Origin of the sequence: Sporosarcina quadrami (assembly GCF_014836615.1) — a bacterium.
Classification (GTDB): Bacteria; Bacillota; Bacilli; order Bacillales_A; family Planococcaceae; genus Sporosarcina; species Sporosarcina quadrami.
Genome location: NZ_JACSQN010000011.1, coordinates 44,344 through 68,525, shown reverse-complemented (window position 1 = coordinate 68,525; position 24,182 = coordinate 44,344). Strand labels below are relative to the sequence as shown.

Below are 24,182 nucleotides of genomic sequence, written 5' to 3'. Positions count from 1 at the left end.
AACAGAGACAGTTCATGTTTGGAGGGGAAGTTATGTTGCCGCTTATTCAGTTTGAGGCGATCAAGACAGTCAAATCCACTTTTTTTAAGGTGGTTCTGTTAGCACTTACTGCGTTCATCATCGGATATTACGTGTTTGTTTATATGAATACTACTAGAGCGGAAGATTTATTGGCAGAAGCGGATGAGTGGCTGTTCATGACTCAAAGTCAGTTGGAAGAGTTGGAAGCAGCCGCTGCATCCGGCCAAAGGGACAAGGATAGCAAGGAATATAAAGAGGAAAAAAAGATGTTGGAGGAGTTCTGGTTACCACGTTATATGGATGAAGTAGAAGCGTTCAAAAATAAAGACTACAATCGAATGCTAGAAATGGAAATTGAACATCGTAGAACAACCCTCGTGCAGAGACTTGCCCAAGGGGATTACTGGTCGACACTATGGCCATCCCTCTTTACAGACGAGTCAGGTTCTGCAAAATTAGAATGGATGTATGAAAAACACATCCAACCTGTTTTGCCGATCAGCGTGTTTGCTGACTTAACGCTTCATGATAAGCATTTTGATGATCCTCAAGTCGGGGAAAGCATCAAAAAATTCAGCGTGCGGTACGCTTCAGACGGCATCCACTTCATGGAGCATTTGACGACACTTCTGTTTGGCGTATTTGGTGCAGGCATTTTCATTTTCCTGTTCGGAGATATCGTGACGAGGGAAGGTCTCGGAGAAAATGGGCCAATCCATCTGTTGCGGACTCAGCCGATTCGTGGCTATCAGATCCTTGCCAGCAAATTCATCATGGTGCTCGTTGGTACCGTTTTGTTGCTTGCTTCCATAAGCGGGTTGGCATTGTTGATTGGTACAGTGTTTGACAGGTTTGGAGACATGGATTATCCGGTACTTATTTACGGTGAAGACTATGCTTTCACATTTATGGAGATGAGTACATTCCTGCTGAAATCAGCTGCCCTCTTTTTCATGGTGCTCGTATTTTGTTATTCTTTACTCTTCTTATTCTCGCTACTCGTTAAGAAAACGGCTGTTGCCATCGGACTCATGCTCGTCACCTTGTTCGCCGGCTTGAAATGGTCAGAGCAATCGGTCGCCTCCACATGGGCCCATTACCAGCCGTTCCAATATTTCAGCGTTCCAAAAGTTGTGACAAACGAACTTGCCCTCACAGCCGGAAACTTTGCATTTTCATTCTCAAACGGCTTACTTGTATTAGTCGTCGCAAGCGCGGTCGTTTGGGCAGTGATTATTGCTGTTTCAATGCTTCAATATCGTTTTGCGCGATAGGGATGGATAGAGTAGTTAGCTGCTCGTCGGACATAGAGTCGATGGGCAGTTTTTTTGTGGAGAAAATAATTATCACCGACTTAGAGGGGGATATCACCGACTTGAGGACATATATCACCGACTCGACCGATTTTAGACAATTTCATCAATGAATTCCGCTGAGAATCTAGACTTGAACCATCCCAAAACCGTTACCACCGACTCTCAGCAAATTACCACCGCCTTTCGCCCATTTACCACCGACTTTCCTCTGTTTACCACCGACTCGGCCAAATCGAGGCCATTTCGGAGGGGAAATTCAATAGAAATCTCTATAGAGCCAGGCGAAAACCCGCTATCACCGCTTGTCACCGTTCTATCACCGGTTATCGACATTCTATCACCGCTTAAGCCGTGTCTATCACCGGTTATCGACACTCTATCACCGCTCAACTCGTTTCTATCACCACTCGCCCATTTATTAGGAGATATATCCGCCTCAAACAAGCAACTCACACACACAACGAAGCCCAATCCACCCATCTTAAGAATTTCTTCATAATTCCCATCATCAAATGTTAAGATTTAAGCACTACAATTGGTATCATAGAGGAAAGTGAGGTGCGGACGATGGCGAAGTTTACGGTTCTGGTGGCGGATGACGATAAAGAGATCCGCGATGGGATTGAAATCTATTTAAAAAACGAGGGGTATGCTGTGCTGAAGGCAGCGGATGGCAAAGAGGCGCTCGATCTGCTTGCTGCAAACGAAGTCCATCTGCTCATTCTCGATATTATGATGCCGAACATGGACGGAATTACGGCGACATTCAAAATCCGGGAAGCGCAAAATATCCCGATCATCATGCTTAGTGCGAAGGTGGAGGATTCTGACAAGATCCACGGATTGTCGGTCGGCGCGGATGATTATGTGACCAAGCCGTTCCATCCTCTTGAACTGATGGCGCGCGTTAAATCGCAGCTTCGTCGATATGTCCAGCTAGGCACATATGACGGTCAGAAAAAGATCGAAATTGACGGGCTTGAATTGGACGAAGAGGCGAAGGAATTATCGGTCGATGGGAAACCGGTGAAACTGACGCCAATTGAATACAAAATCACGGAATTGCTCATGAAAAACGCAGGGCGTGTATTTTCCATCAATGAAATTTACGAACGCGTGTGGAATGAACAAGCGTACAACGCAGAAAACATCGTCGCGGTCCACATAAGGAAAATCCGGGAGAAAATCGAGGCAGATCCGAAAAATCCGAGGTATGTAAAGGTGGTGTGGGGAATTGGCTACAAAATCGAGAAGTAGTTTCCTGCCACTGTTCATGTCCATCGTAGCAATCAGTATCGCGCTTATCAGCATCGGTTATTGCTTTCCTCATATAATCGACATCGTGACGGACGGATGGGAACGTTCGACACGCACAATTGCCTATTTCACACGCATAATTAGAGGGGGCACGGCTTGATGAAAAACAGATCACTACTATATATATGGGCGGCGCTCGTCGTTATTGTGCTTGTATCGATTCTTTCATTGAACAGACAAGGATTTACTATGATTGGGCAAAGTTTCTCTGAGTCAGAGCATGTCCGTTGGGGAATGGAAGAATTCTATTCCAAAATCGGTCCGGCAAAACTGAATCCTGTTAACATAGAAGAAGCGAAAAAGCAGATTACGATTTCGGATGAGGAAATTGAGGAACACCGGACGCGATATGGATCGCTATCCAACCAGCTCGAAGATATCCATGGGCAGTATGTGGACAGGATTGAAGAAGCTAAGAATGAGAAGAATGAAATCGTAAGAAAAGCGCTCATCGAAGAACGGGATATGAAAATTGAAGACATCAAGATGAACTTCAAAGATGATGCTCATATCGAAGCGAAAATCCGTCAGGAAAAAGAACAGTCACTCACTCAATATTTGAATGAAGTCAAAAGCAGTACGCATTCATTGCCGATTGCCTATGAATTGATAAACGCAGATACAGGAGAACTGTTTTCATCTGGAGACGTCTTGGTGCCTTCCATTTATAAAAAACAGTTCAATTCTGCAAAGGGATATTTGAAAGCACATTCCCTTCCTGGTCAAAATAATGATGAATGGACTACGTATTATGCCTATGGAAATAACGCGATAAACGAGGATAACATCAATGCGATGGCCAATCCTGTACAATCTTTTGAAGGAACTGTCATCATTCCTAAAACAGCTGTTGAAAAAGGCGGCGTCCTATATCCCCAATACAAAGATTTCAATAGAGGGAAGTATGCACTCTATACCTTTTGGTTGCTGAGCGCCTTGGCGTTAATTGTGCTCTTCACCGTCTTGAAATTCCGCAAAGAGTGGGTGACTGGCACAGACTACGACGCTAGATATGCAACTCTGAAAATCGACATCAAAGTGATCGGGATGCTTGCTACTGCACTGATTCTCTTCATGTATGTAGATAGTGCTTCTTCAAGTGTCGTGAACTTGTTGCAATACCCGCGGCTAGGTCGAATCGGCAGCTCGTTCATCGGATTCATCCTATTCGGAGTCCTGCCAACAGCGCTGCTTGCATTCCAGATTGTTCATGCAACAGAACGGTGGAAGAAAAAAGAAGCAATTGAAGCCGATATCAAAAACAGTTATGCAATCCAGTTCCTGAAAGCCTTACAGACAATGTTCCTAAGGAAATCCATAGGAAGTCAGACATTCATTCTGCTAATCGGCTTTTTCCTGGCGGGTGTCGGGTTTATAGGAATGTTTATGGATCCGATGCTGTTTGTCATCTATTGTTTATGTGTGTTATTCTTCGCCCTTCCGATCAGCTTCATATTTGTCAGAAGAGCGGCATACTTGAACAAAATTATCATCGCAACTGAAGCGATGGCGACTGGCCGTTTGAATGAAGAAATCAAAATCGAAGGGAAGTCGCCGCTCGCGGATCATGCAAGAAATTTGAACAATCTTCGTGAAGGCGTGCGTAGCTCCATGAGTGAACAGGCGAAAAGTGAGCGGCTTAAAACGGAATTGATCACAAATGTCAGCCATGATCTCAGGACGCCACTTACGTCAATCATCACGTATACCGATCTGCTAAAAGATGAAACAATCACGCCGGAAGATCGTGCGAAATACGTCGATATCCTCGACAAGAAATCGCAACGTTTAAAAACGCTTATCGAAGATTTATTCGAAGTATCGAAAATGGCGAGCGGCAATCTAGAGTTGCACAGACAGCGAGTCGATCTGACACAGCTCTTGCAGCAAGCTCTCGCGGAACACGCCGATGATATTGACCAATCGGGACTAGACTTCAGGACAGATATTCCGGAAGAAATGCTTACGGCTTACGTGGATGGGCAAAGATGGTGGAGAGTGCTCGACAATCTGATTGTCAATGCCATCAAATATTCGTTGACTGGAACACGTGTCTACGTGACGCTTCGAAAAACAGGTGATACAGCTGAGTTTATCGTGAAAAACATTACGAAATATGAGCTCGGTGAAAACGTCGACGAACTGTTCGAACGCTTCAAACGTGCTGATACTTCGCGACATACCGACGGCTCGGGACTTGGCCTTGCCATCTCGCAATCGATCGTCGACATGCACGGCGGGACGATGAAAATCGAACTGGACGGCGATTTATTCAAAGTTACCGTGACCGTGCCAGTAAAATAAAATAATCCGCATGCATTGCCCGAGAAAATGGCATGTATGCGGATTATTATCGTCAAGATAATCATATGAGTGTTACTAGATTTTTTATAATTTCTAACTAAAGAATTACTGTGAGGTATTAAGTTTATTAGTAATATCTATAATATCCTCTTTAGTAATAACTTCATTCGGATCGTTTTCTAAGTAAAATCGTCCTTTTCCTTTAGATACAAACTTAGAATTTGGGCTGAATAAGAAGTACTGATCAGGTTCAAAACCATTTGGCACTTGAGTGACATTTTCCGGTTTTTCTAGTCTTGTTAATATAATTTCTTCACCCACACTCAGGTTTTCCATATCAGTAGAATGAACTGAATTGCCAATACGACCACCTTGTCGTCTAACAACTACTTCATTAAAATCAAGTTTCTTTTCACCGATGTATTCAAGAACTTCAATGATTACATCGGTGTGTACGTACTTATAGCCTTTTTCTCTAGCTTCCAAAATACCTGAATCGATTAAGTCATTCGTTTCAACAGTTGGCAAGATATCAACTACTTTACCCACAAATAGTACATCTGACTGTCCTACCTGTTCTTGAACACTCATATTTTCTATCAAGAAACTTTGTCTAGTGTATAAATCACTTGATGTAATTTCAACGTAGGTTGTATCATCACTTTCTTTTAAAGACGTGGAACTGGCAAATAAATAGCTTGTTGACCAAAAGAGAGATATACAAATTGCAGCACCTAAAAGATAAACAACTATTTTTTTTATCATGTTCACCTCATTGTTTTGAATTTTCCGACTGGTCAAATCTTAACTCTATAATAACACATTTAAAGTAAATTGTTATTTGGCAAAATACTAATTGCTAAAACCCGCATGCCAATCACATGCGGTTTTTTCATTTTGGATGCACAGGTTTATACAATTCCATACAAAGGAATACTACAAGCAACAGAGCTGAATCATGGAGGCGGTCGCTTGTATAGGCATTGGTTGAATATAAATATCCGTTACAGACGGCTAATATTCTTAATAGCTACGACAATTTTACTTGTCGCAACGGCTGTGATCGGGTTCATGTACTTTGAAGGACTGTCCTTTTTCAATGCGCTTTGGATGACGGTCGTTTCTATAATGACAATTGGTTACGGCGATATTTATCCGACAACCGAGGAGGGAAGATGGTTTGCACTCATTCTAGTCCCGCTTGGGGCAGGAATCGTTACATACGGCCTTGGAATGGGTGCTTCCTATTTCATCGAACAGCATTTATCAGAGAAAGTGTGGGTGAAGAGGATGGATAAACAGATCTCCAGTTTGAGCGGACATATTGTCATCTGTGGCTTCGGCCGTGTTGCGCAGCAAGTGTACAAGCAACTGAGGGATGATGAAGAGGATCTTCAGCTATTGATCATCCATGACAATGAGGAAGACTTGAAAGAAACGATCGAGCCCCATGTCCTTAGGATAATCGGGGATCCGACAGATAAGGAAACCTTGAGAAAAGCTCGTGTCGATCATGCACGTGCGCTCATAACGGCTCTGTCGAGTGATGCGGATAATGTTTTCATTACACTGACCGCAAAAAGTCTGAACGAAGACATTGAAATCGCTGCAAGAGCCGAGCGCGACGATTCAGAAGACATTCTGACAAAAGCAGGTGCCACGAGTGTCATCAATCCTTCCATTATAGGTGGCCGTGAACTTGCCATGTCGATTATTAAACCGACCGGTACGGATTATATTAACGATCTGATCCGGTCTGAAAAGAAAGAATTCATGGTCGGTGAAATCGACTTAGGACAGGATGCAGCGATTATCGGTTCGACGATTGATGACGCGGATCTCCGGAAGGAATTTGACATCACCCTCGTCGCGATTTTACGAAAAGAGGAACTGATCAGCAATCCTGACCTCGATGAACAGCTGCAAGCGGGAGATAAGCTCATCGTTATCGGGAACCAAGAGAAAATCGAAGCCTTTACGGTCAATAAAAATAAAGGACGTAAACCCCGATGATCAAAATCCCGAAATCGGCGAAAAGATGGATAATCCAGGATGGCAAAATCGTCCTGCTTTTTTCGTTCGCCCATTGAAAGATCAGTCCGCCTGCCCAGAGTCCGGCTACAGCAAGGGCGAGAATAGGCGGGCTAAACCAAGGCAAAAAGATCGCTATGTGATAAATCGCGAAAAAGAGTGGCGGCAGTAGGAAGCGCAGCCGCGTTCCACCGAAAAGATCAGGCAAGATGCCGCGAAAGAAGAACTCTTCCATCATTGAATTGCCAAAGAGGATATACAAAGCAATGAATGGGAAGACTGAACGGGTGATGCCGGACAACGTGAGATCCGCGATGAGTGCATCCAAATCGATGCTCGATTTCAGTAAAAGGAACGTCCCGATTATCGCAACCATAATGGAGAAACCAATTCCCGTCGCAATAAGGATACTGCGGCGATCGGTTTCCCGAAAACGCAGAAAGGCAAAGCGTGTCGCACGGAATAGCAGAAAAGGGATGACGAGGAACAGTACCGCTTTCGCGCCGGTCTTCCATATGTATGAAACGTGCATTCCTTGTTCAACCCATAACAATAGAAAAATACTGACAATCGGGAACACCGCACCAAACACTTTCCGCATACTGCCACCTCCTATAAAACAGGACGAAATTACAGATAATTTAGTTTCTCAAATTAATTGCTGCAAATAGGTTTAGCGCGTTTAAAAGAGGGAATAGATAACTACTTATGGCTAGTTATTTGTAGAAAGGGTGGAATCCACGATGACAATAAAAGATGGAAAATATCCAAATAAAAAAGACCTTGAACCGAAAGTATTGCACCCGGGCAAAGGAATGGAACCTACACACGAATTACCGCTGGCCGATCCATCCGACTCCAATTGGACAAATGATTTCAGAGAAAACGCAGAGGATAAAACCGGCAAACATGAACCATCTATATATGGTCAAAACAAATCGCCGATGAATCCAAACTATCATACCCTCAAACCAGGTGAACGTTTCCCGTTCGGTGATCAGGAAGAATATAACCGTACATTCAATGATCAGGCTCATGAACAATGGAATGAAAACCAAGATAAAAAACAATCGAAACAAGTGTAAGCAGCCGGAATCGATGGGCTGCTTTTTGTGTGGGGAAAAGAGGTGAATAGCTAAGAAATAGGCACGTTTTCCAATTTTACAAGAATAATAGGTTTAGCCTCTCTCGTTTACAGGAATAGTGCTAAATAGATTACTTAAATGAATGGAGGACGCTTAATGTTTAGAGACTTATACTTTGCCAACCTATTAAGTTGGCTGCCAGAATTGATCCTCGGACTACTTGTGCTGCTTGTAGGCTTTTTCATCGCCAAAGCGGTCGAAAATGCCGTTTATAAACGTTTGAAGAAATCGAGGGTCAATGAACGGCTCGATGTGAAAGAAGATAAGTGGAATGTCGAAAAAATCATTAGTAAAGTTTTCTTCTTTGGTATTTTATTGCTGGCATTCCTGTTATTCTTCAACATTATGAACGCATCGATGATCGCAACACCGTTCATGACGATGTATTCAGGTATTGGAGGAGCCATTCTTAGCATCGTGAAAGCCGGCCTGATCCTTCTATTAGCTTGGATTCTGGCAATGGTCGTCAAAAAAGTTATTTTGGCGCTTGGCCGCAAATTGAACCTCAATAAGTATGTCGCTAAAGTCGGTGCATCACCTGACGAAATCGACAAATCCAAATGGGTGGAAACAGCAGCAAACATTGCGTTCTACATTATTTTGCTATTGTTCGTACCCGCTATTTTACACGCGCTCGGTTTAAGCGGAATTAGTGGACCATTTGAAGGAATGCTTGCAAGCTTCATGAACTTCATTCCGAAACTTGTCGGAGCAGCATTGATCTTCGCAATCGGTTGGATTGTTGCGAAAATCATCCGAAGCATTGTGACGAAATTACTTGAAACAGTCGGAGTCGATCGTTTCGCAACGAAACTGAAAGTCACGTCTCCAGGTACGACTACTAGTATTTCAGGAATCATCGGAACGATTGTCTTCATTCTGATCATGTTGCCGGTAACAATTTCTGCACTTGAAGTACTGGATCTTGAAGGTATATCTCAACCGGCAATCGCCATGCTGAACGATATTATGACAATGCTGCCGAAAATTGCAGTAGCGATTGTGCTTGTACTCGTCGGTATTTACTTGGCGAAATGGGTTAAAGGCGTTGTCGTTTCCCTTCTTGACAACTTAGGCATCAATTCGATTTCCGGGAAGATGGGCATGCGTTCAAGCACATCAGCTTCAATGCCGTCATTCTCGCAGATTATAGGAACGATCGTACAGATTGTCGTTATTCTGTTGTTCGTCGTTGAGGCGCTTCAAATTCTCGACTTGAACTTCATGGTGACTTTGGCAACTGGCATCTTCGCATACTTGCCAATGGTCATTGCGGCCGTTGTCATCTTGGCAGTCGGCTTCTGGCTTGCAAATCTCGCGGAGAAATTTGTCGGCAGCATTATGACAACGAAATCAGGACAGCCACATGTATTGCGCTATGTTGCGAAATACGCGATTCTTGCATTCGCATTTTTCATGGCACTAAGCCAACTTGGCATTGCACCTGCAATCATTAACGCGGCATTCATTCTCACGCTTGGCGCAGTTGCACTTGCAGTCGGTCTAGCATTCGGTTTAGGTGGTCGTGAACACGCTTCACGCTACTTGTCGAAAATGGAAGGCAGCTTGCAGGAAGCAGATGTTTCTAAAGAGAAGTGGGAGCAGGAAAAGCAAGATATGAAACAAGACGCTAAACAATCCGCGCAAAATGCACAACAAGCCATGCATCAAACGGCTCGTCAAAATAAAGTGAACCCAGCGGCACCGTATCCGACGCAGGCTGATTATGAGCCGCGTACTGGTCATCTTCCTTCTGACGAATTGCCTTTATCTGATCCGGCAGATTCTGATACGACGGATGGTTTCCATACTCAAGGTTACCGACCGACTGACTTGAATAATCCATCTACGTTCGGTCAAAACAAAACGGACGATGGTTTCAACACACCGGATCCTGGTGAAGAATATCCGTACGATCCGAATCGTGGAGAAAATCCAGATAACGGTCCATTCAGACCATAATCATGTGAATGAAAACAACTGCCATGCTATCAGCAAACACGATAGCATGGCAGTTTTTCTCTGTCCATTATTCGACAAGATTATTCTTAAACGCATAAATCACGGCTTGCGTCCGATCTTGTACTTCGAGTTTGGACAGCAAATTACTCACATGTGTCTTAACCGTTTTGAGCGCAATGAACAACTCATCGGCAATTTCCTGATTCGTTTTGCCTTTCGCCAGCAACAGAAGAATCTCCCGTTCGCGTTCCGTTAAATCATCATGAAGCCGATGATCATTACCAGTCCGCATCTTCTGCATCATCTTCGTCGTCACTTCAGGCTCAAGAACCGTCTGACCTTTCAGCGTGTCTCGAATGGCATCCGCAATCCGTTTCGCATTCGACGTCTTCAAAATATAACTGACGGCACCTGCTTCGAGCGCAGGATACACTTTATCGTCATCGAGGAAACTTGTTACGATGACAATTTTCGCTTCCGGCCATTGTTTGATAATATTCGCTGTTGCTTCTGCGCCGTTCATAACCGGCATGACCATATCCATCAGGATGATATCTGGTCGCAGTTCAAGCGCTTTGACGACCGCTTCTTGACCATTCACCGCTTCGCCGACGACTTCCATGTCGGCTTGCGTCTGCAAATACGTTGAAACCCCAAGCCGCACCATTTCGTGATCATCCACTAATAGAATCCGAATCATGTGCAACCTCCTCCTTTTTCGCCGGCAATTTCACTTCCACAATCGTTCCTTGTGAAGGAACCGAGACGATTTTACATGTTCCACCAATTTCGATTGCCCGTTCATTGACGTTCTGTAAGCCGTACGATCCACCTTTACCGTCACCTTCTTCAAAACCAACGCCATTATCCTGCACACGGAAAATAGCGAGTCCATCCCGTTCGACGAATAGCACATCCACTTCCGTCGCCTGGGCATGACGCAATGTATTTGATAGCGTTTCCTGCGCGATGCGGAATAAATGATCTTCTGCCCCTTTTGATAAAGACACTTCTTCCAACCGGAAATGGATATCGAACGTCACTTTCTCTTTTAATTCAACGAGCAGCTCTTCAAGTCCTTGTGCTAATGATTTATTGTTCAGTGCTGCAGGTCGTAAATGTAGCAGCAACGCACGCATTTCGAGTTGCGCCTGCTGAACAACTCGTTCAACTTGCGTAAGTGGTTTCCGCACAGCATCTTCGTGACTGCTTTCCGTCAAGGCGGACAACATCATCGAAGCTGCGAATAATTGTTGGGATACGGAGTCATGCAATTCGCGCGCCAACCGCTGACGTTCCTGGACGATGCGTTCTTGAATGAGCTTATCTTGCGCCTCCGCCCGTTCATCCGTAATTCGTTGCAAGCTCTTCCGTTGTGTTGCTAAAATCGTTGACACATCAACGAGCGTGCGGTCAATCTTCGGTGAAAAACGTTTATGCTCCAGTATATCTTCATTTTGAATCAAACCTGTCAATTTCCGCTCCATCGCCTTATCCTTTGCACGGCTAATACTGCCCATCCACAAAGCGATGCTTGCTCCGATCGTAATACTCGTGACAATAATCCAAGCTCCTAAAGGGACGCTTGCATACTGAAGGTCGTAGAACAGAATCCAGCTTTCTTCAATCGGCATATCGACAAGCAGATAGAAGAAACCTGCCGCAATCGCCATAAAAAGGAAGGATAAAAAGAAGCTGCGTCCGAACAAATTCTTCATTTGCGGTTCACCTCGATGTCTCCGATCCATGTGGCAATCGAGATGATGAGCTCTGCGCGGTCTCCAATCGGATTGTCATACCCGTCTTTATAATGAAGGGTTTCATTCACCATTCGTTTCGGATGAATGTCCAGAATGCGAGCTTCTCCAAACAACGTACTGTAATGGATGCGCACGGGAATTTCGTAAGGCAAGTCAATCTTCACCCGACCAAAACCTTGCCGGATCGAGATGAATGAAGTACGTTTCGGCAGAACGGTATCTGTCACATCGACATGGATATCGCCGAACACGCCTTGTATATGCATATCCTCCCATTCATATGATGAGAAAGGGGAAGATTGTACAGAAAACAGTTTGTTTTTCCAAATGCCATTCGGTGTTTCTTTGTTAAATGCTTTCAACGGCCGCATGATCTGATCCGCAGGAACGCCTTTCCATAAGTTCATGAGCAAATAAGTGAATGCAGCGAGCACAAGCATCCTCAAACTCCACAATTTGAGCAACGCCATGACGAAAAAGAACAGACCTAAAAACGTCAGCCATTTATAGCGCTTTTTAAATCCCCAATACGTAAATCCGGCACCAAGAAGAAGGAAGATGATATTTCCGTTTGACAAAAAAGCCGCCTCTATGAAAATCAGCAGTAAAAAAGCGATAATCCAGAACGTCATCTTGTTCGTATCTAATTTTTGCACGATGAAGCCTCCTTCTTGACGCCAGATTGAAATGGGAAGGTTTTTTACCTTCCCATTTCTGAACGGAATAATCCTATCCCTTACTTCCTATCTTACACAATTTCCGTTTGCTGTGCGGCACTTTTCTCCAATGATTCCAATCTGCGTTCCATGGAAGACGTTTCATACTCGTTTGAGATTTTCTTATCCAGGTTTTCAATATAGTTCTTCATCTCAGAGACAGATGAAACCTGTTTGTCCGCATGATCCGGTGAGATGAATGAATCCATCCGGCGATTGGCGCGGGTGACATTCTCTTTGCCCATCAATTGAAGCTGACGCACTTTCATATCTTTCACTTTATGTTTCATTTCCTCGAATTTCCGTTCCAAAGACATCAGTTCCTGTGCGGATTCAGTGATACTTTTCGCCAAATCCGTTGCACGTGTTTCATAGGCATGGACTTCCGTTTGCGCGAAAGTGACGAGATCCTCTTCGCCTGTCGATTCTGCCAATGCCAATTGGTTACGCCGTTTATCGGCCATTGACGCGGCTTCCGCATACTCTTTTTCAAGTGCGGCTTTCAATTGACTTTGTCGTTCCAGAAGTTTACCGACAGAAGTCGTCTGTTTTTCTGCTTCTGTAATGTATTGATTCAACAAGGCAATCGGGTTTTTCTTTTCCTGTTTGTCGAGTACCGCGTGCAAATCTGCTTGCACCGTATATTTAAGTCTGTTCCACAATGAATTCATTTGATTGTCCTCCTTATTTTGTCATTTCATCCCACTGGCGTTCGAAATTGACGAACGGGTCGCCAGAATGGTTTGTCGTAATATCTTTGTTTTTTCCGCCGTTCCACTCGCGCCATACATAATAGACACCAAGCAGCGCAAGGATGCCGATGAAAGCGGGAATGTTCGCAACGGATGTTAATAAACCGATGAGTAACACGGATCCCCAGAAAAGCTTCAGCAAAATAGAATCCGTCTTCCTATAGTAATGGAATCCTGCAAAAGCGATTAAAGCCGAAATAGCGAGCGCTATAATTGAACCTACATTCGATAGAACAACGATAGCTGCCACAATTCCGAGTGTCGCAAGACCAAATTTCTTCATTTGTTGTTCCTCCTTTCGTTGTACCCTAATCATATAATGGGTTCTCGTTTGTCCAAACAGGCGCAAAGCGGATATGCATCTACGACCTACGACCGATTTCCATCTAAATTCTCTTCAAATGCATATGGAAATAGGTAGCGCTTTCATGTAAGCTATAACTATATGAACGTTCAATCAATTCAGAGAATAGGGTGTGCTTATGAGAGAAGTTGTCATCGTAGAAGGGGTAAGAACTGCAGTTGGCAGACGTAAAGGAGGATTTTCAGACTACAGACCTGACGAACTTGCCGCAATCGTCCTTGAAGAACTTGTAAACCGTGCTGGTATCGACAAAGCTGAAGTCGAAGATGTCATTTTAGGATGTGTCACACAATCCGATGAACAGGGAGGCAATATTGCACGCACAGCTGCCTTAATTGCCGGCTTCCCAATCCATGTACCAGGTGTCACCATCGACCGTCAATGCGGATCGAGTCAGCAGGCGGTGCACTTTGCATCTCAAGCCATCGCATCAGGTGATATGGACATCGTCATCGCGGGTGGCGTCGAAAGCATGACGCGCGCTCCGATGTTTTCCAATATGGGCGACGCGAAACCGAGCCCGAAACTGACGGAGAAACATGAAATCATTAACCAAGGTCTGTCAGCAGAACGAATTGCAGCGAAATGGGGATTATCACGTGAAGACCTCGATAAGTTCGCTTACGAAAGTCATCAGAAAGCGATCAAGGCCATCGAACAAGGCAAATTCCAGGACGAAATCGTGCCGGTTGCTGTTAATCGCGTCGATGGGACGGTTGAAACCATTACAACGGATGAAGGTCCGCGTCCGGATTCAACACCAGAAGTGCTTGCCGGACTCCGAACGGTGTTCGACGAAAATGGCGTCATTACCGCAGGCAACGCCAGTCAAATGAGTGACGGTGCATCGGCCGTTTTGCTGATGTCTAAAGAGCGTGCAGAAGAACTTGGTGTCCGTCCGTATGCGCGAATCGTCGCGCGTTCAGTCGTCGGCTCCGATCCGACACTTATGCTGACCGGTCCAATTGAAGCGACACGGAAAGTGCTAATGAAAGCAGGCTTGACGATAGACGATATGGACATCTATGAAGTGAACGAAGCATTTGCGCCTGTGCCGCTCGCATGGCTGAAAGAAACTGGGGCGGACCCTGAAAAACTGAATCCGAATGGCGGTGCGATTGCACTGGGACACCCTCTCGGTGCGACTGGAACGAAATTGCTCGTTTCATTGATGAACGAATTGAGAAGAACGGGAGGACGTTACGGTCTGCTTGCGATTTGTGAAGGGATGGGCATGGCGAACGCTACGATTATTGAACGGATATAAGGGAAGTAGGGTTTATTCAAAATGAATCGTGCCAGACAGTTTCAAGGGGGATGAGCTTATGAAGTTAAATGAAGTGATTGCGATTGTCACAGGTGGCGCGTCCGGTTTAGGAGAAGCGACGACAAGACGGGTTATTGCGGCGGGCGGAAAAGTGATGATTTTCGATATGAATGAAGAGCGCGGCCAAGCATTGGTCGATGAGCTCGGGGGAGAACGGGTTTCATTTCTGAAGACGGATGTGGCAAGTGCAACAGATGTGGAACGCAATGTCGCTGAAGCGTTTTCGATGTTCGGGAAAGTGAATATGCTCGTCAATTGTGCAGGCATCGCGACACCGGGAAAAGTTGTGTCAAAAGGTGGACCGATAGCGCTCGAACGGTTTACACAGCTCATTCAAGTGAATCTGATCGGCACATTCAATGTTATCCGTGTAGCGGCAGCAAAGATGATGGAAAACGAACCGAATGGGGAGGGAGAGCGGGGAGTGATCGTCAATACTGCTTCTGTCGCGGCGTATGAAGGGCAAATCGGCCAAGCGGCATACAGTGCGTCAAAAGGCGGTGTTGTCGGGATGACATTACCGATTGCTCGGGAATTTGCTCCTTATGGTATCCGTGTTATGACCATTGCACCTGGACTAGTAGAAACACCGTTATTTGGTGGGTTGCCTGAACCTGCGCAACAAGCGCTCGTTGACATGACACTGTTTCCGAAGCGGCTCGGCAAACCGGATGAATATGCGAAACTCGTTGAAGCGATTGTGACGAATCCATTACTGAACGGCGAAGTGATCCGTCTTGACGGTGCGATTCGCATGCAGGCGAAATAGGAAGGGGTGGATGGTATGGCACGCTATCGTTTTGAAACGGATGAGCATGTCCTGTTCCGGGAGACACTCCGGAAGTTTCTCGCGAAGGAAGCTATTCCGCATTACGACGAATGGGAAAAGAACAAGCTTATACCGATCAGTTTCTGGAAGAAGCTTGGCGAAATGGGCTTCCTCTGTCCACAAGTGGATGAAGCGTACGGAGGACTCGGACTGGATTTCAGCTATGGCGTCATCATCGGCGAGGAGATGGAGCGCGTCGGTGCAGGGTTGACAGGTGTCGGTCTGCATAATGACATTGTGGTTCCCTATATCGAATCATTCGGAAATGTAGAACAGAAAAAGCGCTGGTTGCCGGATTGCATGACGGGGGATATCATTACGGGCGTCGCGATGACAGAGCCGGGAACGGGTTCGGATCTTGCGAATATCAAGACGACGGCGATAAAAGACGGGGACTACTATGTCGTCAACGGACAGAAGACCTTCATTACAAACGGTGTGAACGGCAATCTGTTTCTCGTAGTTGTAAAGACGGATCCGAATGCAGAACCGAAGCATCGAGGCATTAGTCTGCTTATGGTGGAAGAAGGGACACTTGGATTCACGAAAGGTAGACAGCTCAATAAGGTCGGGATGCATTCGCAAGATACCGCCGAATTGTATTTCGAAGAGTGTCGTGTACCTGCTGCGAATTTGATTGGTGTGGAAGGAAAAGGTTTCAGCTATCTCATGGAGAAGCTTCAGCAGGAGCGGCTCGTTGTTGCACTGGCGGCGCAGACCGCTTCAGAGGATATGCTGGCAATGACGCTCGATTATGTAAAATCACGTGAGGCATTCGGAAAGCCGATTGGTTCATTCCAACATACGCAGTTCAAACTGGCGGAAATCGCAACGAAAGTTGAGCTAGGCAAAACGTTCCTTGAATCGCTCATCGAAGATCATCTGGCAGGCGAAGATGTTGTGACGAAAGTATCGATGGCGAAGTATTGGATTACAGATACAGCGCGTGAAATCTCTGCGGATTGTATGCAGCTGCATGGCGGCTACGGTTATATGGAGGAATATAAGATTGCGCGCAGGTACCGTGATATTCCGGTCGCTTCGATCTATGCCGGCACGAATGAGATCATGAAGATGATTATCGCTAAAAACATGGGCCTCGGCTGACGGCATATGTACTGCGTGAAAGACATAGTATGCAAAGCGAATGGTTGTACAAGTTGGACAAAATAGAATCGGAAAAGGGGATTGTTCGTTATGATGCAAACACCGTTACTATTGTCTTCATTCATTAAAAGAGCAGAGCAGTTCTTCCCGGACAAGCTGATCATTTCACGTACTGGGGAAGATACGATCCATCGTATTACGTATCGTGAATTTGCAAAACGGACGCGGAAATTGTCTGATGCACTGACGAAGCTCGGGATGAAACACGGAACGAAAGTCGGAACGTTCGGCTGGAACCACCATCGTCACCTGGAAGCGTATTTTGGCGTACCGAGTACAGGAGCAATTCTTCATATGGTGAATATCCGCTTGTCGCCTGAGCATATTGCGTACGTCATCAATCACGCGGAAGATGAAATTATGCTTGTGGATGATAATTTATTTCCACATTTTCAGAAGTTAGCGCCGTTACTGAAAACGGTGAAGCATTTCATTGTTATGGGGGACAGCAGAGAAGTGCCGGAAATTGCTCTTGAAAATGTACACTCCTACGAAGCGCTGCTTGATTCTGCGTCTGATGACTTCGAGTATCCGGAAGATTTGGATGAAAACACGCCGGCAGGTATGTGCTATACGTCCGCGACGACGGGCAATCCGAAAGGTGTCGTGTACACACATCGCGGCATTGTATTGCATAGTTATGCATTGGGGCTGGCGGATGCAATGGGCTTGCGCGAAAATGATGTCATCATGCCTGTCGTGCCGATGTTCCACGTAAATGCTTGGGGCATACCGTTCGCATCGGTATTTTTCGGATCGACGCAAGTATTGCCTGGGCCCGGATTGAATCCTGCATTGTTGCTGGACTTGATTGAACAGGAAAAAGTGACGATCACGGCAGGGGTGCCGACAATCTGGCTCGCTGTATTGAAAGTGCAGGAGCAGCAGGCACGTGATCTATCCTCATTGCGCGCCATCGTCTGCGGCGGATCGGCTTCCCCGAAAGGACTGATTCGCGCATTCGAGGAAAAGCTGGGTATCCCGTTCATTGTCGGGTACGGAATGACTGAAACGTCACCGCTTGTCAGTTTGTCGGTGTACACATCAGGCATGGAAGATTTATCGATGGATGACCGCATTGATATCCGCGCATTACAAGGGCTTGTCATGCCGGGGCTTGAAGTGAAAATTGTCAATGAAGACGGTGAAGTGCCGTGGGATGGCAAAACGATGGGCGAATTGGTCGTGCGGGGACCATGGATTGCGAGTGAGTATTACAAAGATGAACGAACCGCAGAAGCGTTTAAAGACGGTTGGCTCTACACCGGGGATATTGCGGTCATGACTGAATTCGGCTACTTGAAACTGATGGACCGGACGAAAGATTTGATCAAGAGCGGCGGCGAATGGATTTCCTCTGTCGACTTGGAGAATGCATTAATGACGCATGAAGATGTCTTTGAAGCGGCGGTCATCGCCGTACCGCATGAAAAGTGGCAGGAGCGACCGCTTGCATGCGTCGTGTTGAAGGATGGCAAAACCGCAGATGATGCGATGAAGCAGCAATTGCTTTCGTATATGGAAGGGCAATTTGCCAAATGGTGGGTTCCGGAAGATATCGTGTTCATGGAAGAACTTCCGAAGACGTCTGTCGGAAAGTTTTTGAAGACTGCGTTACGTGAACAGTTGAAAGGGCATGTTTTGAACGTGTAATAGGTGGGCCACCCGTGATGTTAGCGTGCGGGTGGCTTTTTGGTGTCTTTCGCTGTATGTGCCCGTTGGAGTGGAAAACGGCAGCCGACGGTCACATAGAAGCGTTGTATGTGCCTGTTGGAGTGAAAAACGGCAGCCGACGGTCACATAGAAGTGTTGTATGTGCCCGTTTGAGTGAAAGAAAGCTTTCAACGGTCACATAGGAGCGTCTTAAATGCCCGTTCGAGCATAAAACGGCTGTCGATGGTCAAATAAGAGTGTTTTAAATGCCCGTTCGAGCGTAAAACGGCTGTCAACGGTCACTTAAGAGTGTTTTAAATGCCCGTTAGAGCATAAAACGGCTGTCGATGGTCAAATAAGAGTGTTTTAAATGCCTGTTCGAGCGTAAAACGGCTGTCAACGGTCAATTAAGAGTGTTTTAAATGCCCGTTAGAGCATAAAACGGCTACCAACGGTCAATTAAGAGCGCTGAAAATGGCGAGTCGGTGGTATCGTCACCGCTCACTAAAAATTTCCCCAGCTCGCTAGCTTTATTTTCAATTGAAAAGGGAATAGCGTATATACATACCTTAAATGGAAAGTGTAGAGGTAGCCAGAAAACTATTGGGAGGTTTATAAGATGGCAACTCGAATTACCAAATCTCAAATGACATCTTGTTCTCTAACTGTATATAAAGATGGGTTTGCGTTAGTGAAAGATACTCGGTCTGTGCCGCAATTACAGCAACATGAGGAAATTCACTTCCTCGGAGTGGCGAGGAAGTTGGATACGGATTCCGTCATTATCGAGGGGATGGATGTGGCGGAGTTTGTTTATGAATATGACTTGATGGATGAATTGAAACTGTATGAGAAGTACTTGGGTAAGCAACTGATGATGTATGATGCTTATACGAAAGAGAGCAAGCCGTATATGCTGTTGCGTGCGAATGGTCCGCTTGTTTTGCAAGATATGGCGACGAAGGAATTGATCATGAATCCGAGAGGTGAGCTGAGGTTCCCGGAAACAGAAAAAGGTTTCCACGTTGAACCTACACTTGTCTGGCAAGTTGCGGAGCAGATGAATGAGCAAGTATGTGTTTCGTATTTGACGGGCGGTGTTTCTTGGCAGGCGGACTATGTCATTTCCATGCATGGAGACCGTTTTGACTTGTCGGGATGGCTTGCGATGAGTAATTATTCCGGTGTTTCTTTTGAAGAGGCAAACCTACGATTGATTGCCGGAAAGTTAAGCAAAGCAGGGAATGAAAATGCTGAAAAGAGTAAAGAACTTGCTCAAATTGAGAAATCGGAAACGGATACTTTTTCTGATTTCCACACCTATACATTTCCGCGGTCGATTACGTTAGAAGACAAGCAGCAGAAGCAGTTTCGCTTGTTGTCATCAATGGGGTCGAAAGCGCAAATGATTTATGAAATTAATGAACAGACCGCCAATCCGGACATTTATATTGAATTCGACAATTCAGTGGAAAATGGTCTCGGTATTCCGCTACCAGCAGGTGTTTTTAATATGTACAGAACGAACCCGAATGATGGTAGCGCTGAATTCATCGGTGAATATCGTATTAATCATACTGAAGTAGGTGAGAAAGTCCGCTTGAAATCGGGTGAGGCGTGCGATATTAAAGTGACGACGAAAAAGTCGGGTAAATACAAAGAGGGCGGTTACGAATATACCGAATATGAGTATGCAATCTGTAACACGAAAGGCGAGCCTGTTGAAGCGGTCATCCGGCAGAAAGTTCCGGGCCGTTTATGGACAGTTGACGAATCGACACATGAATGGCAAAAAAAACGAGATAAGATTCTCTTGCCGATAAAAGTACCTGTCAATCAAGAAGAGACTGTTAAATTCACAATACGCCATGACCGCTCTACGAGAAGAACCATTGGCTTTTAAGCACTCTCCACTAAAACAAAACAATCCCATCGACTGGTTATTTACCGTTCGATGGGATTATTACGTAAAAATCACTGACCTTCCTTATTCAAAAACCCTATCAATGAATTCAGCAAGGAAAGCACTTCTGCAGAAGCCTTTTCAATCTGATGAAGATCCTCTTCCGCTAGTCTTACAGAACCGCTCTGATAATGTTCAGCCGCTTTCTTGGCATAGATGTGAACTGTTTCATGGTGCTTATCCAATTCTTTGAATTCCCGCAAGTGACCCAAACGTTCCACTGTCTTCGGATCAAAGTACCATTTTCCGAGACGACATTCCGTATGAGCCGCGACATCACCAGGAAATACTTCTTCCAACCCAAGAAACATATTGTATATTTTCCACTTCCATAATATATGGTCCGCTTTGGACAATTGCAAAAGTGCGATAGAAGATAGCTGAACATTGCTGTCTTTTACGATACTCAATCTAAAACGGTCGATTTCACGGCTTAATTCATAAATGGATGAAGACGTGTTTTCTCCAAGGGATCTAATGTTATTTTGTAAATCGGTAATACCGACCATCCGGTTTGCAACCTTATCGATAGCAACCGCCTGCTGTTTTGAAATCTCAGCGGTATTTGCTATATCCGTGTTGATATCTTCCATTTCTTTCACGATGGCAGTGATCAACGGAAGAGAAGTTTGCGCTTCGGACGTAGCTTTTTTAAGAATGATAGTCGTTTCTTCGATGGATGTGGATACATCGTTTGAATAACTCTTTAAGTGATGGACATTGTCCGAAATATCGCTGAGCGCAGCAACCGTGTTTTCGGCTAATTTCCGCACCTCTTGCGCAACGACAGAAAATCCTTTACCATGCTCACCAGCCCTGGCAGCTTCAATGGAAGCGTTCAATGCCAACAGATTCGTCTGAGCGGCGATATCGTTAATGAGTCCGGCAACATTTTCAATTGCATCGACCCGCTGTTGTAAAGAAGAAAACGTCTGGACGATGGACTTGAACCGTTCTTCGGTTTTGAAAATCTCCTCAAGTGCCTGTTCAATAGTCTGTTTGCTGTGGGCGGCATATTTGACGGAATCCGTCGTTTTCTCGGTTATCCGGGATGAAGACCGGGATACTTCGATAATGGCAGCTGTAATTTCTTCGGTTGCTGCTGATGTTGTATGGATTTCCTCGGATTGTCTGTCCAAACTATAGATCAAATCCTTCATATACATAATTTTCGCGTTCGAATCAATTAATGAAGAGATCTCTGTAATAACTTGCTCCATCGTTTTTTCGCTCATCACTTCTGTCAGTAGTTGTTGATCGAAATTGCCTGCGGATTGAAGTGACTGGACCATGTCGAAGGACTTCGACATTTTAGAGCCTTCTAGCTTCATGAGTTGTGCTGTTATGTAGAAGATGAATTTATTGAAAAACGCTGTCGTTTTGCCCGCTTCAAAATGTTTTGAACGAAGCAAGGAGAAAAACTCGGACGTCTTTCTAAAATAATTTTCTCCTCTTGGCTCGTCAAAAAAGAGGTGCAAATAGTTTTCGATGATTGCTCGTTCAATTGGCTGCGCGCCAACAGGAGTAATTGCTAACAGGTTTTGGTAGAAAGTCTCTTCAATGGATGGGTGTATGGATTGTAGAAGATGATGCGCTTTTCTTAAATGATTAATATCGTTCTGATTAATATTGTGATAAGCCAATGTTTCTCTTAAACGGCCTATCACTTCGATATCCGTTCCATATTCAAAAGGACTTATAGTCACTCTTGGTTTTATAAGTTTCATGCATATATTCCCCCAAATGAATCTAGTCGAAATAAGTATAACGTACCAGACAGTATAAATGAAGATGAATAGTCAAAAGAAATAAATATGCCATTGCTTACATGACCTTTCGCATAATAAGCGTTACTTACTAACATGTGGATAAAAAACATCTATTTTTCAGAAATTATAAACATATCTACACACTTACCCACATCAATCCGTGCATAACTATGAATTAATGAAGTTATCCACCGAACTTTTATTCATATAACTCGTAATTTGTACGTACAATCCTACATAGCAGTTTGCAACCACCAAGCAACAAAAGTCGTCCTGTTGATGAAGCAAAAAAGGAGCATTACGTGGAAAATTGGATAATGGAGTTTATTGGAGAGCATGGCTATTTTGGAGTCTGTTTATTACTGCTTGTGGAAAATGTGTTTCCGCCGATTCCTTCTGAAGTGATATTGACATTCAGTGGATTTGTGACGACTTTTTCCCCAATGACGCGTACAGGTGTCATCATTGCTGCAACTGTCGGATCGGTTATCGGTGCTATGATTCTATACAGTATCGGACTGGCAGTAGATGTTGAGAAGCTTGAACGTTTAATTGAAAAACGGGGTCGCTTGCTGCGTATTACAAAAAAAGATTTGTACAGAGCGGAGCGCTGGTTTGAAAAGTACGGGCCATGGACTGTGTTTTTTTGTCGTCTAATCCCGTTAGTTCGAAGTCTCATTTCAGTTCCGGCAGGTATGGCGCGTATGAATTTTTTGCTGTTTATTGTACTTACAACACTTGGAAGCTTCATTTGGAATACGATTCTTGTTACAATAGGGTTTGCGGTCGGAGAAAATTGGGAATCGATTATTTGGTATATGGATATCTATTCTACGATCGTTTATATCGCAATCGCAATTTGCGGTAGTGCGTTAGTAGTAGGTTATTACCGTTTCCGTAGAAAGAGGGCTTAAGGGAATTATGGAATTATTTGATTTGTTAAAAGCATTGATCCTTGGTTTTGTGGAAGGGATGACAGAGTTTGCACCGGTTTCTTCAACTGGTCACCTCATTATTGTCGATGATATGTGGCTGAAGACGGAAGAGTTTTTAGGGAAATACCCGGCTATCACTTTTAAGATTGTCATCCAGTTAGGATCGATATTGGCCGTTGTCGTCGTATTCTGGAAACGACTTTTCAGTCTAGTCGGTCTGTATAAGATCGACGGTAAGAAAATGAACAATCGTTTTAACTTGATGCATGTCATCGTAGGTATGCTTCCCGCGGTCATTCTTGGATTTGCGTTCAAAGATCTCATTGATGATTATCTATTTGGTATAAAAACTGTTATCGTGGCTCTAGTCGCTGGTGCAATCCTCATGATTATTGCGGATAAATTTGGACCGAAAAAACCGAAAGTACAAACGCTTGATGAGATTTCCTATCGTCAGGCATTTACGGTAGGACTCGTGCAATGTCTATCGTTATGGCCAGGTTTTTCACGTTCAGGCGCGACAATATCGGGGGGTGTGCTATTTGGCATGAATCACCGGACAGCGGCGGACTTCACATTCATTATGGCGGTGCCAATCATGATGGGCGCGAGTCTTGTATCCGTCATGAAGAACTGGGAATACATGTCGATGGACCATATTTGGTTCTATGTTGTTGGTTTCTTCAGCGCATTCGTGTTCTCGCTCATTTCCATCAGATTCTTCTTAAAGCTGATTTCCAAAGTGAAGCTCGTTCCATTTGCGATTTATCGTATTATTCTAGCAGTCATTTTGGCAGCCATCGTATTTTTATAATGAAAACATCCGACTCTTCAACTGAAGGGTCGTTTTT

Annotated in this window: 22 protein-coding genes; 14 read left to right on the top strand and 8 right to left on the bottom strand. The window is 44.7% G+C overall.

Annotated elements, in window-relative coordinates; genetic code table 11:
• The first annotated feature begins 32 nt into the window (after positions 1-32).
• The 4 genes from H9649_RS12620 to H9649_RS12605 all read left to right on the top strand — a co-directional run bounded on the left by H9649_RS12620 (position 33) and on the right by H9649_RS12605 (position 4,958).
• Positions 33-1,295, top strand: a complete 1,263-nt coding sequence (locus H9649_RS12620; protein WP_191695260.1) for an ABC transporter permease — start codon at positions 33-35, stop codon at positions 1,293-1,295.
• 609 nt (positions 1,296-1,904) lie between these two features.
• Positions 1,905-2,594, top strand: coding sequence for a response regulator transcription factor (locus tag H9649_RS12615; RefSeq protein WP_191695259.1), 690 nt, complete (start codon positions 1,905-1,907; stop codon positions 2,592-2,594).
• The gene (locus H9649_RS12610; RefSeq protein ID WP_191695258.1) at positions 2,572-2,754 is read left to right on the top strand and encodes a hypothetical protein; all 183 of its coding nucleotides are present in this window, start codon (positions 2,572-2,574) and stop codon (positions 2,752-2,754) included. The genes H9649_RS12615 and H9649_RS12610 overlap by 23 nt, the downstream gene beginning before the upstream one ends.
• Positions 2,754-4,958 carry a sensor histidine kinase gene (locus H9649_RS12605; RefSeq protein ID WP_191695257.1) on the top strand — a complete coding sequence of 735 codons (2,205 nt, stop codon included), beginning with the start codon at positions 2,754-2,756 and terminating at the stop codon, positions 4,956-4,958. Before H9649_RS12610 ends, H9649_RS12605 begins: the two co-directional genes overlap by 1 nt.
• 105 nt (positions 4,959-5,063) lie before the next feature.
• Here the strand turns inward: H9649_RS12605 and H9649_RS12600 are convergent, their stop codons facing one another.
• On the bottom strand, positions 5,064-5,723 hold the full coding sequence (locus H9649_RS12600; RefSeq protein ID WP_191695256.1) for a hypothetical protein: 660 nt from the start codon (positions 5,721-5,723) through the stop codon (positions 5,064-5,066).
• Between the two features lie 207 nt (positions 5,724-5,930).
• Here H9649_RS12600 and H9649_RS12595 point away from each other — a divergent pair, with 207 nt between their 5' ends.
• Positions 5,931-6,971, top strand: a complete 1,041-nt coding sequence (locus tag H9649_RS12595) for a potassium channel family protein (RefSeq protein WP_225229862.1) — start codon at positions 5,931-5,933, stop codon at positions 6,969-6,971.
• Here H9649_RS12595 and H9649_RS12590 read toward each other — a convergent pair.
• Positions 6,940-7,590: a CPBP family intramembrane glutamic endopeptidase gene (locus tag H9649_RS12590; RefSeq protein ID WP_191695255.1), complete on the bottom strand. Its 651-nt coding sequence runs from the start codon at positions 7,588-7,590 to the stop codon at positions 6,940-6,942. The genes H9649_RS12595 and H9649_RS12590 overlap by 32 nt on opposite strands.
• A gap of 142 nt (positions 7,591-7,732) precedes the next feature.
• Here H9649_RS12590 and H9649_RS12585 point away from each other — a divergent pair, with 142 nt between their 5' ends.
• The gene (locus H9649_RS12585; RefSeq protein WP_191695254.1) at positions 7,733-8,074 is read left to right on the top strand and encodes a hypothetical protein; all 342 of its coding nucleotides are present in this window, start codon (positions 7,733-7,735) and stop codon (positions 8,072-8,074) included.
• A gap of 156 nt (positions 8,075-8,230) precedes the next feature.
• Positions 8,231-10,096 carry a mechanosensitive ion channel gene (locus H9649_RS12580; RefSeq protein ID WP_225229861.1) on the top strand — a complete coding sequence of 622 codons (1,866 nt, stop codon included), beginning with the start codon at positions 8,231-8,233 and terminating at the stop codon, positions 10,094-10,096.
• Between the two features lie 67 nt (positions 10,097-10,163).
• On the opposite strand, the gene H9649_RS12575 is transcribed toward H9649_RS12580, so the two are convergent.
• The 5 genes from H9649_RS12575 to H9649_RS12555 form a co-directional block, all read right to left on the bottom strand.
• Positions 10,164-10,796 (bottom strand): response regulator transcription factor, encoded by a 633-nt coding sequence (locus H9649_RS12575; RefSeq protein ID WP_191695252.1) that lies wholly within the window; start codon positions 10,794-10,796, stop codon positions 10,164-10,166.
• Positions 10,771-11,814 (bottom strand): sensor histidine kinase, encoded by a 1,044-nt coding sequence (locus H9649_RS12570; protein WP_191695251.1) that lies wholly within the window; start codon positions 11,812-11,814, stop codon positions 10,771-10,773. Before H9649_RS12570 ends, H9649_RS12575 begins: the two co-directional genes overlap by 26 nt.
• Complete coding sequence (gene liaF, locus H9649_RS12565) at positions 11,811-12,512, bottom strand: cell wall-active antibiotics response protein LiaF (protein WP_318241687.1); 702 nt, start codon at positions 12,510-12,512, stop codon at positions 11,811-11,813. Before liaF ends, H9649_RS12570 begins: the two co-directional genes overlap by 4 nt.
• Positions 12,513-12,604: 92 nt before the next feature.
• Complete coding sequence (locus tag H9649_RS12560) at positions 12,605-13,243, bottom strand: PspA/IM30 family protein (protein ID WP_191695250.1); 639 nt, start codon at positions 13,241-13,243, stop codon at positions 12,605-12,607.
• A 13-nt stretch (positions 13,244-13,256) separates the two neighbouring features.
• Complete coding sequence (locus tag H9649_RS12555) at positions 13,257-13,607, bottom strand: lmo0954 family membrane protein (RefSeq protein ID WP_191695249.1); 351 nt, start codon at positions 13,605-13,607, stop codon at positions 13,257-13,259.
• 199 nt (positions 13,608-13,806) lie between these two features.
• Here H9649_RS12555 and H9649_RS12550 point away from each other — a divergent pair, with 199 nt between their 5' ends.
• The 5 genes from H9649_RS12550 (at position 13,807) to H9649_RS12530 (ending at position 20,567) form a co-directional block, all read left to right on the top strand.
• Entirely contained in the window at positions 13,807-14,955 is a 1,149-nt protein-coding gene (locus tag H9649_RS12550) for a thiolase family protein (protein WP_191695248.1), read from the top strand.
• Between the two features lie 58 nt (positions 14,956-15,013).
• Complete coding sequence (locus H9649_RS12545) at positions 15,014-15,784, top strand: SDR family NAD(P)-dependent oxidoreductase (RefSeq protein WP_191695247.1); 771 nt, start codon at positions 15,014-15,016, stop codon at positions 15,782-15,784.
• 15 nt (positions 15,785-15,799) lie between these two features.
• On the top strand, positions 15,800-16,951 hold the full coding sequence (locus tag H9649_RS12540) for an acyl-CoA dehydrogenase family protein (RefSeq protein WP_191695246.1): 1,152 nt from the start codon (positions 15,800-15,802) through the stop codon (positions 16,949-16,951).
• 90 nt (positions 16,952-17,041) lie between these two features.
• The gene (locus tag H9649_RS12535) at positions 17,042-18,664 is read left to right on the top strand and encodes a long-chain fatty acid--CoA ligase (RefSeq protein WP_191695245.1); all 1,623 of its coding nucleotides are present in this window, start codon (positions 17,042-17,044) and stop codon (positions 18,662-18,664) included.
• 619 nt (positions 18,665-19,283) lie between these two features.
• Complete coding sequence (locus H9649_RS12530; RefSeq protein ID WP_191695244.1) at positions 19,284-20,567, top strand: DUF4139 domain-containing protein; 1,284 nt, start codon at positions 19,284-19,286, stop codon at positions 20,565-20,567.
• 71 nt (positions 20,568-20,638) lie between these two features.
• Here the strand turns inward: H9649_RS12530 and H9649_RS12525 are convergent, their stop codons facing one another.
• Positions 20,639-22,354, bottom strand: a complete 1,716-nt coding sequence (locus H9649_RS12525; protein WP_191695243.1) for a globin-coupled sensor protein — start codon at positions 22,352-22,354, stop codon at positions 20,639-20,641.
• 344 nt (positions 22,355-22,698) lie between these two features.
• On the opposite strand from H9649_RS12525, the gene H9649_RS12520 reads away from it, so the two are divergent.
• On the top strand, positions 22,699-23,310 hold the full coding sequence (locus tag H9649_RS12520) for a DedA family protein (RefSeq protein WP_191695242.1): 612 nt from the start codon (positions 22,699-22,701) through the stop codon (positions 23,308-23,310).
• Between the two features lie 7 nt (positions 23,311-23,317).
• Positions 23,318-24,145 carry an undecaprenyl-diphosphate phosphatase gene (locus tag H9649_RS12515; protein ID WP_191695241.1) on the top strand — a complete coding sequence of 276 codons (828 nt, stop codon included), beginning with the start codon at positions 23,318-23,320 and terminating at the stop codon, positions 24,143-24,145.
• Positions 24,146-24,182: the final 37 nt, after the last annotated feature.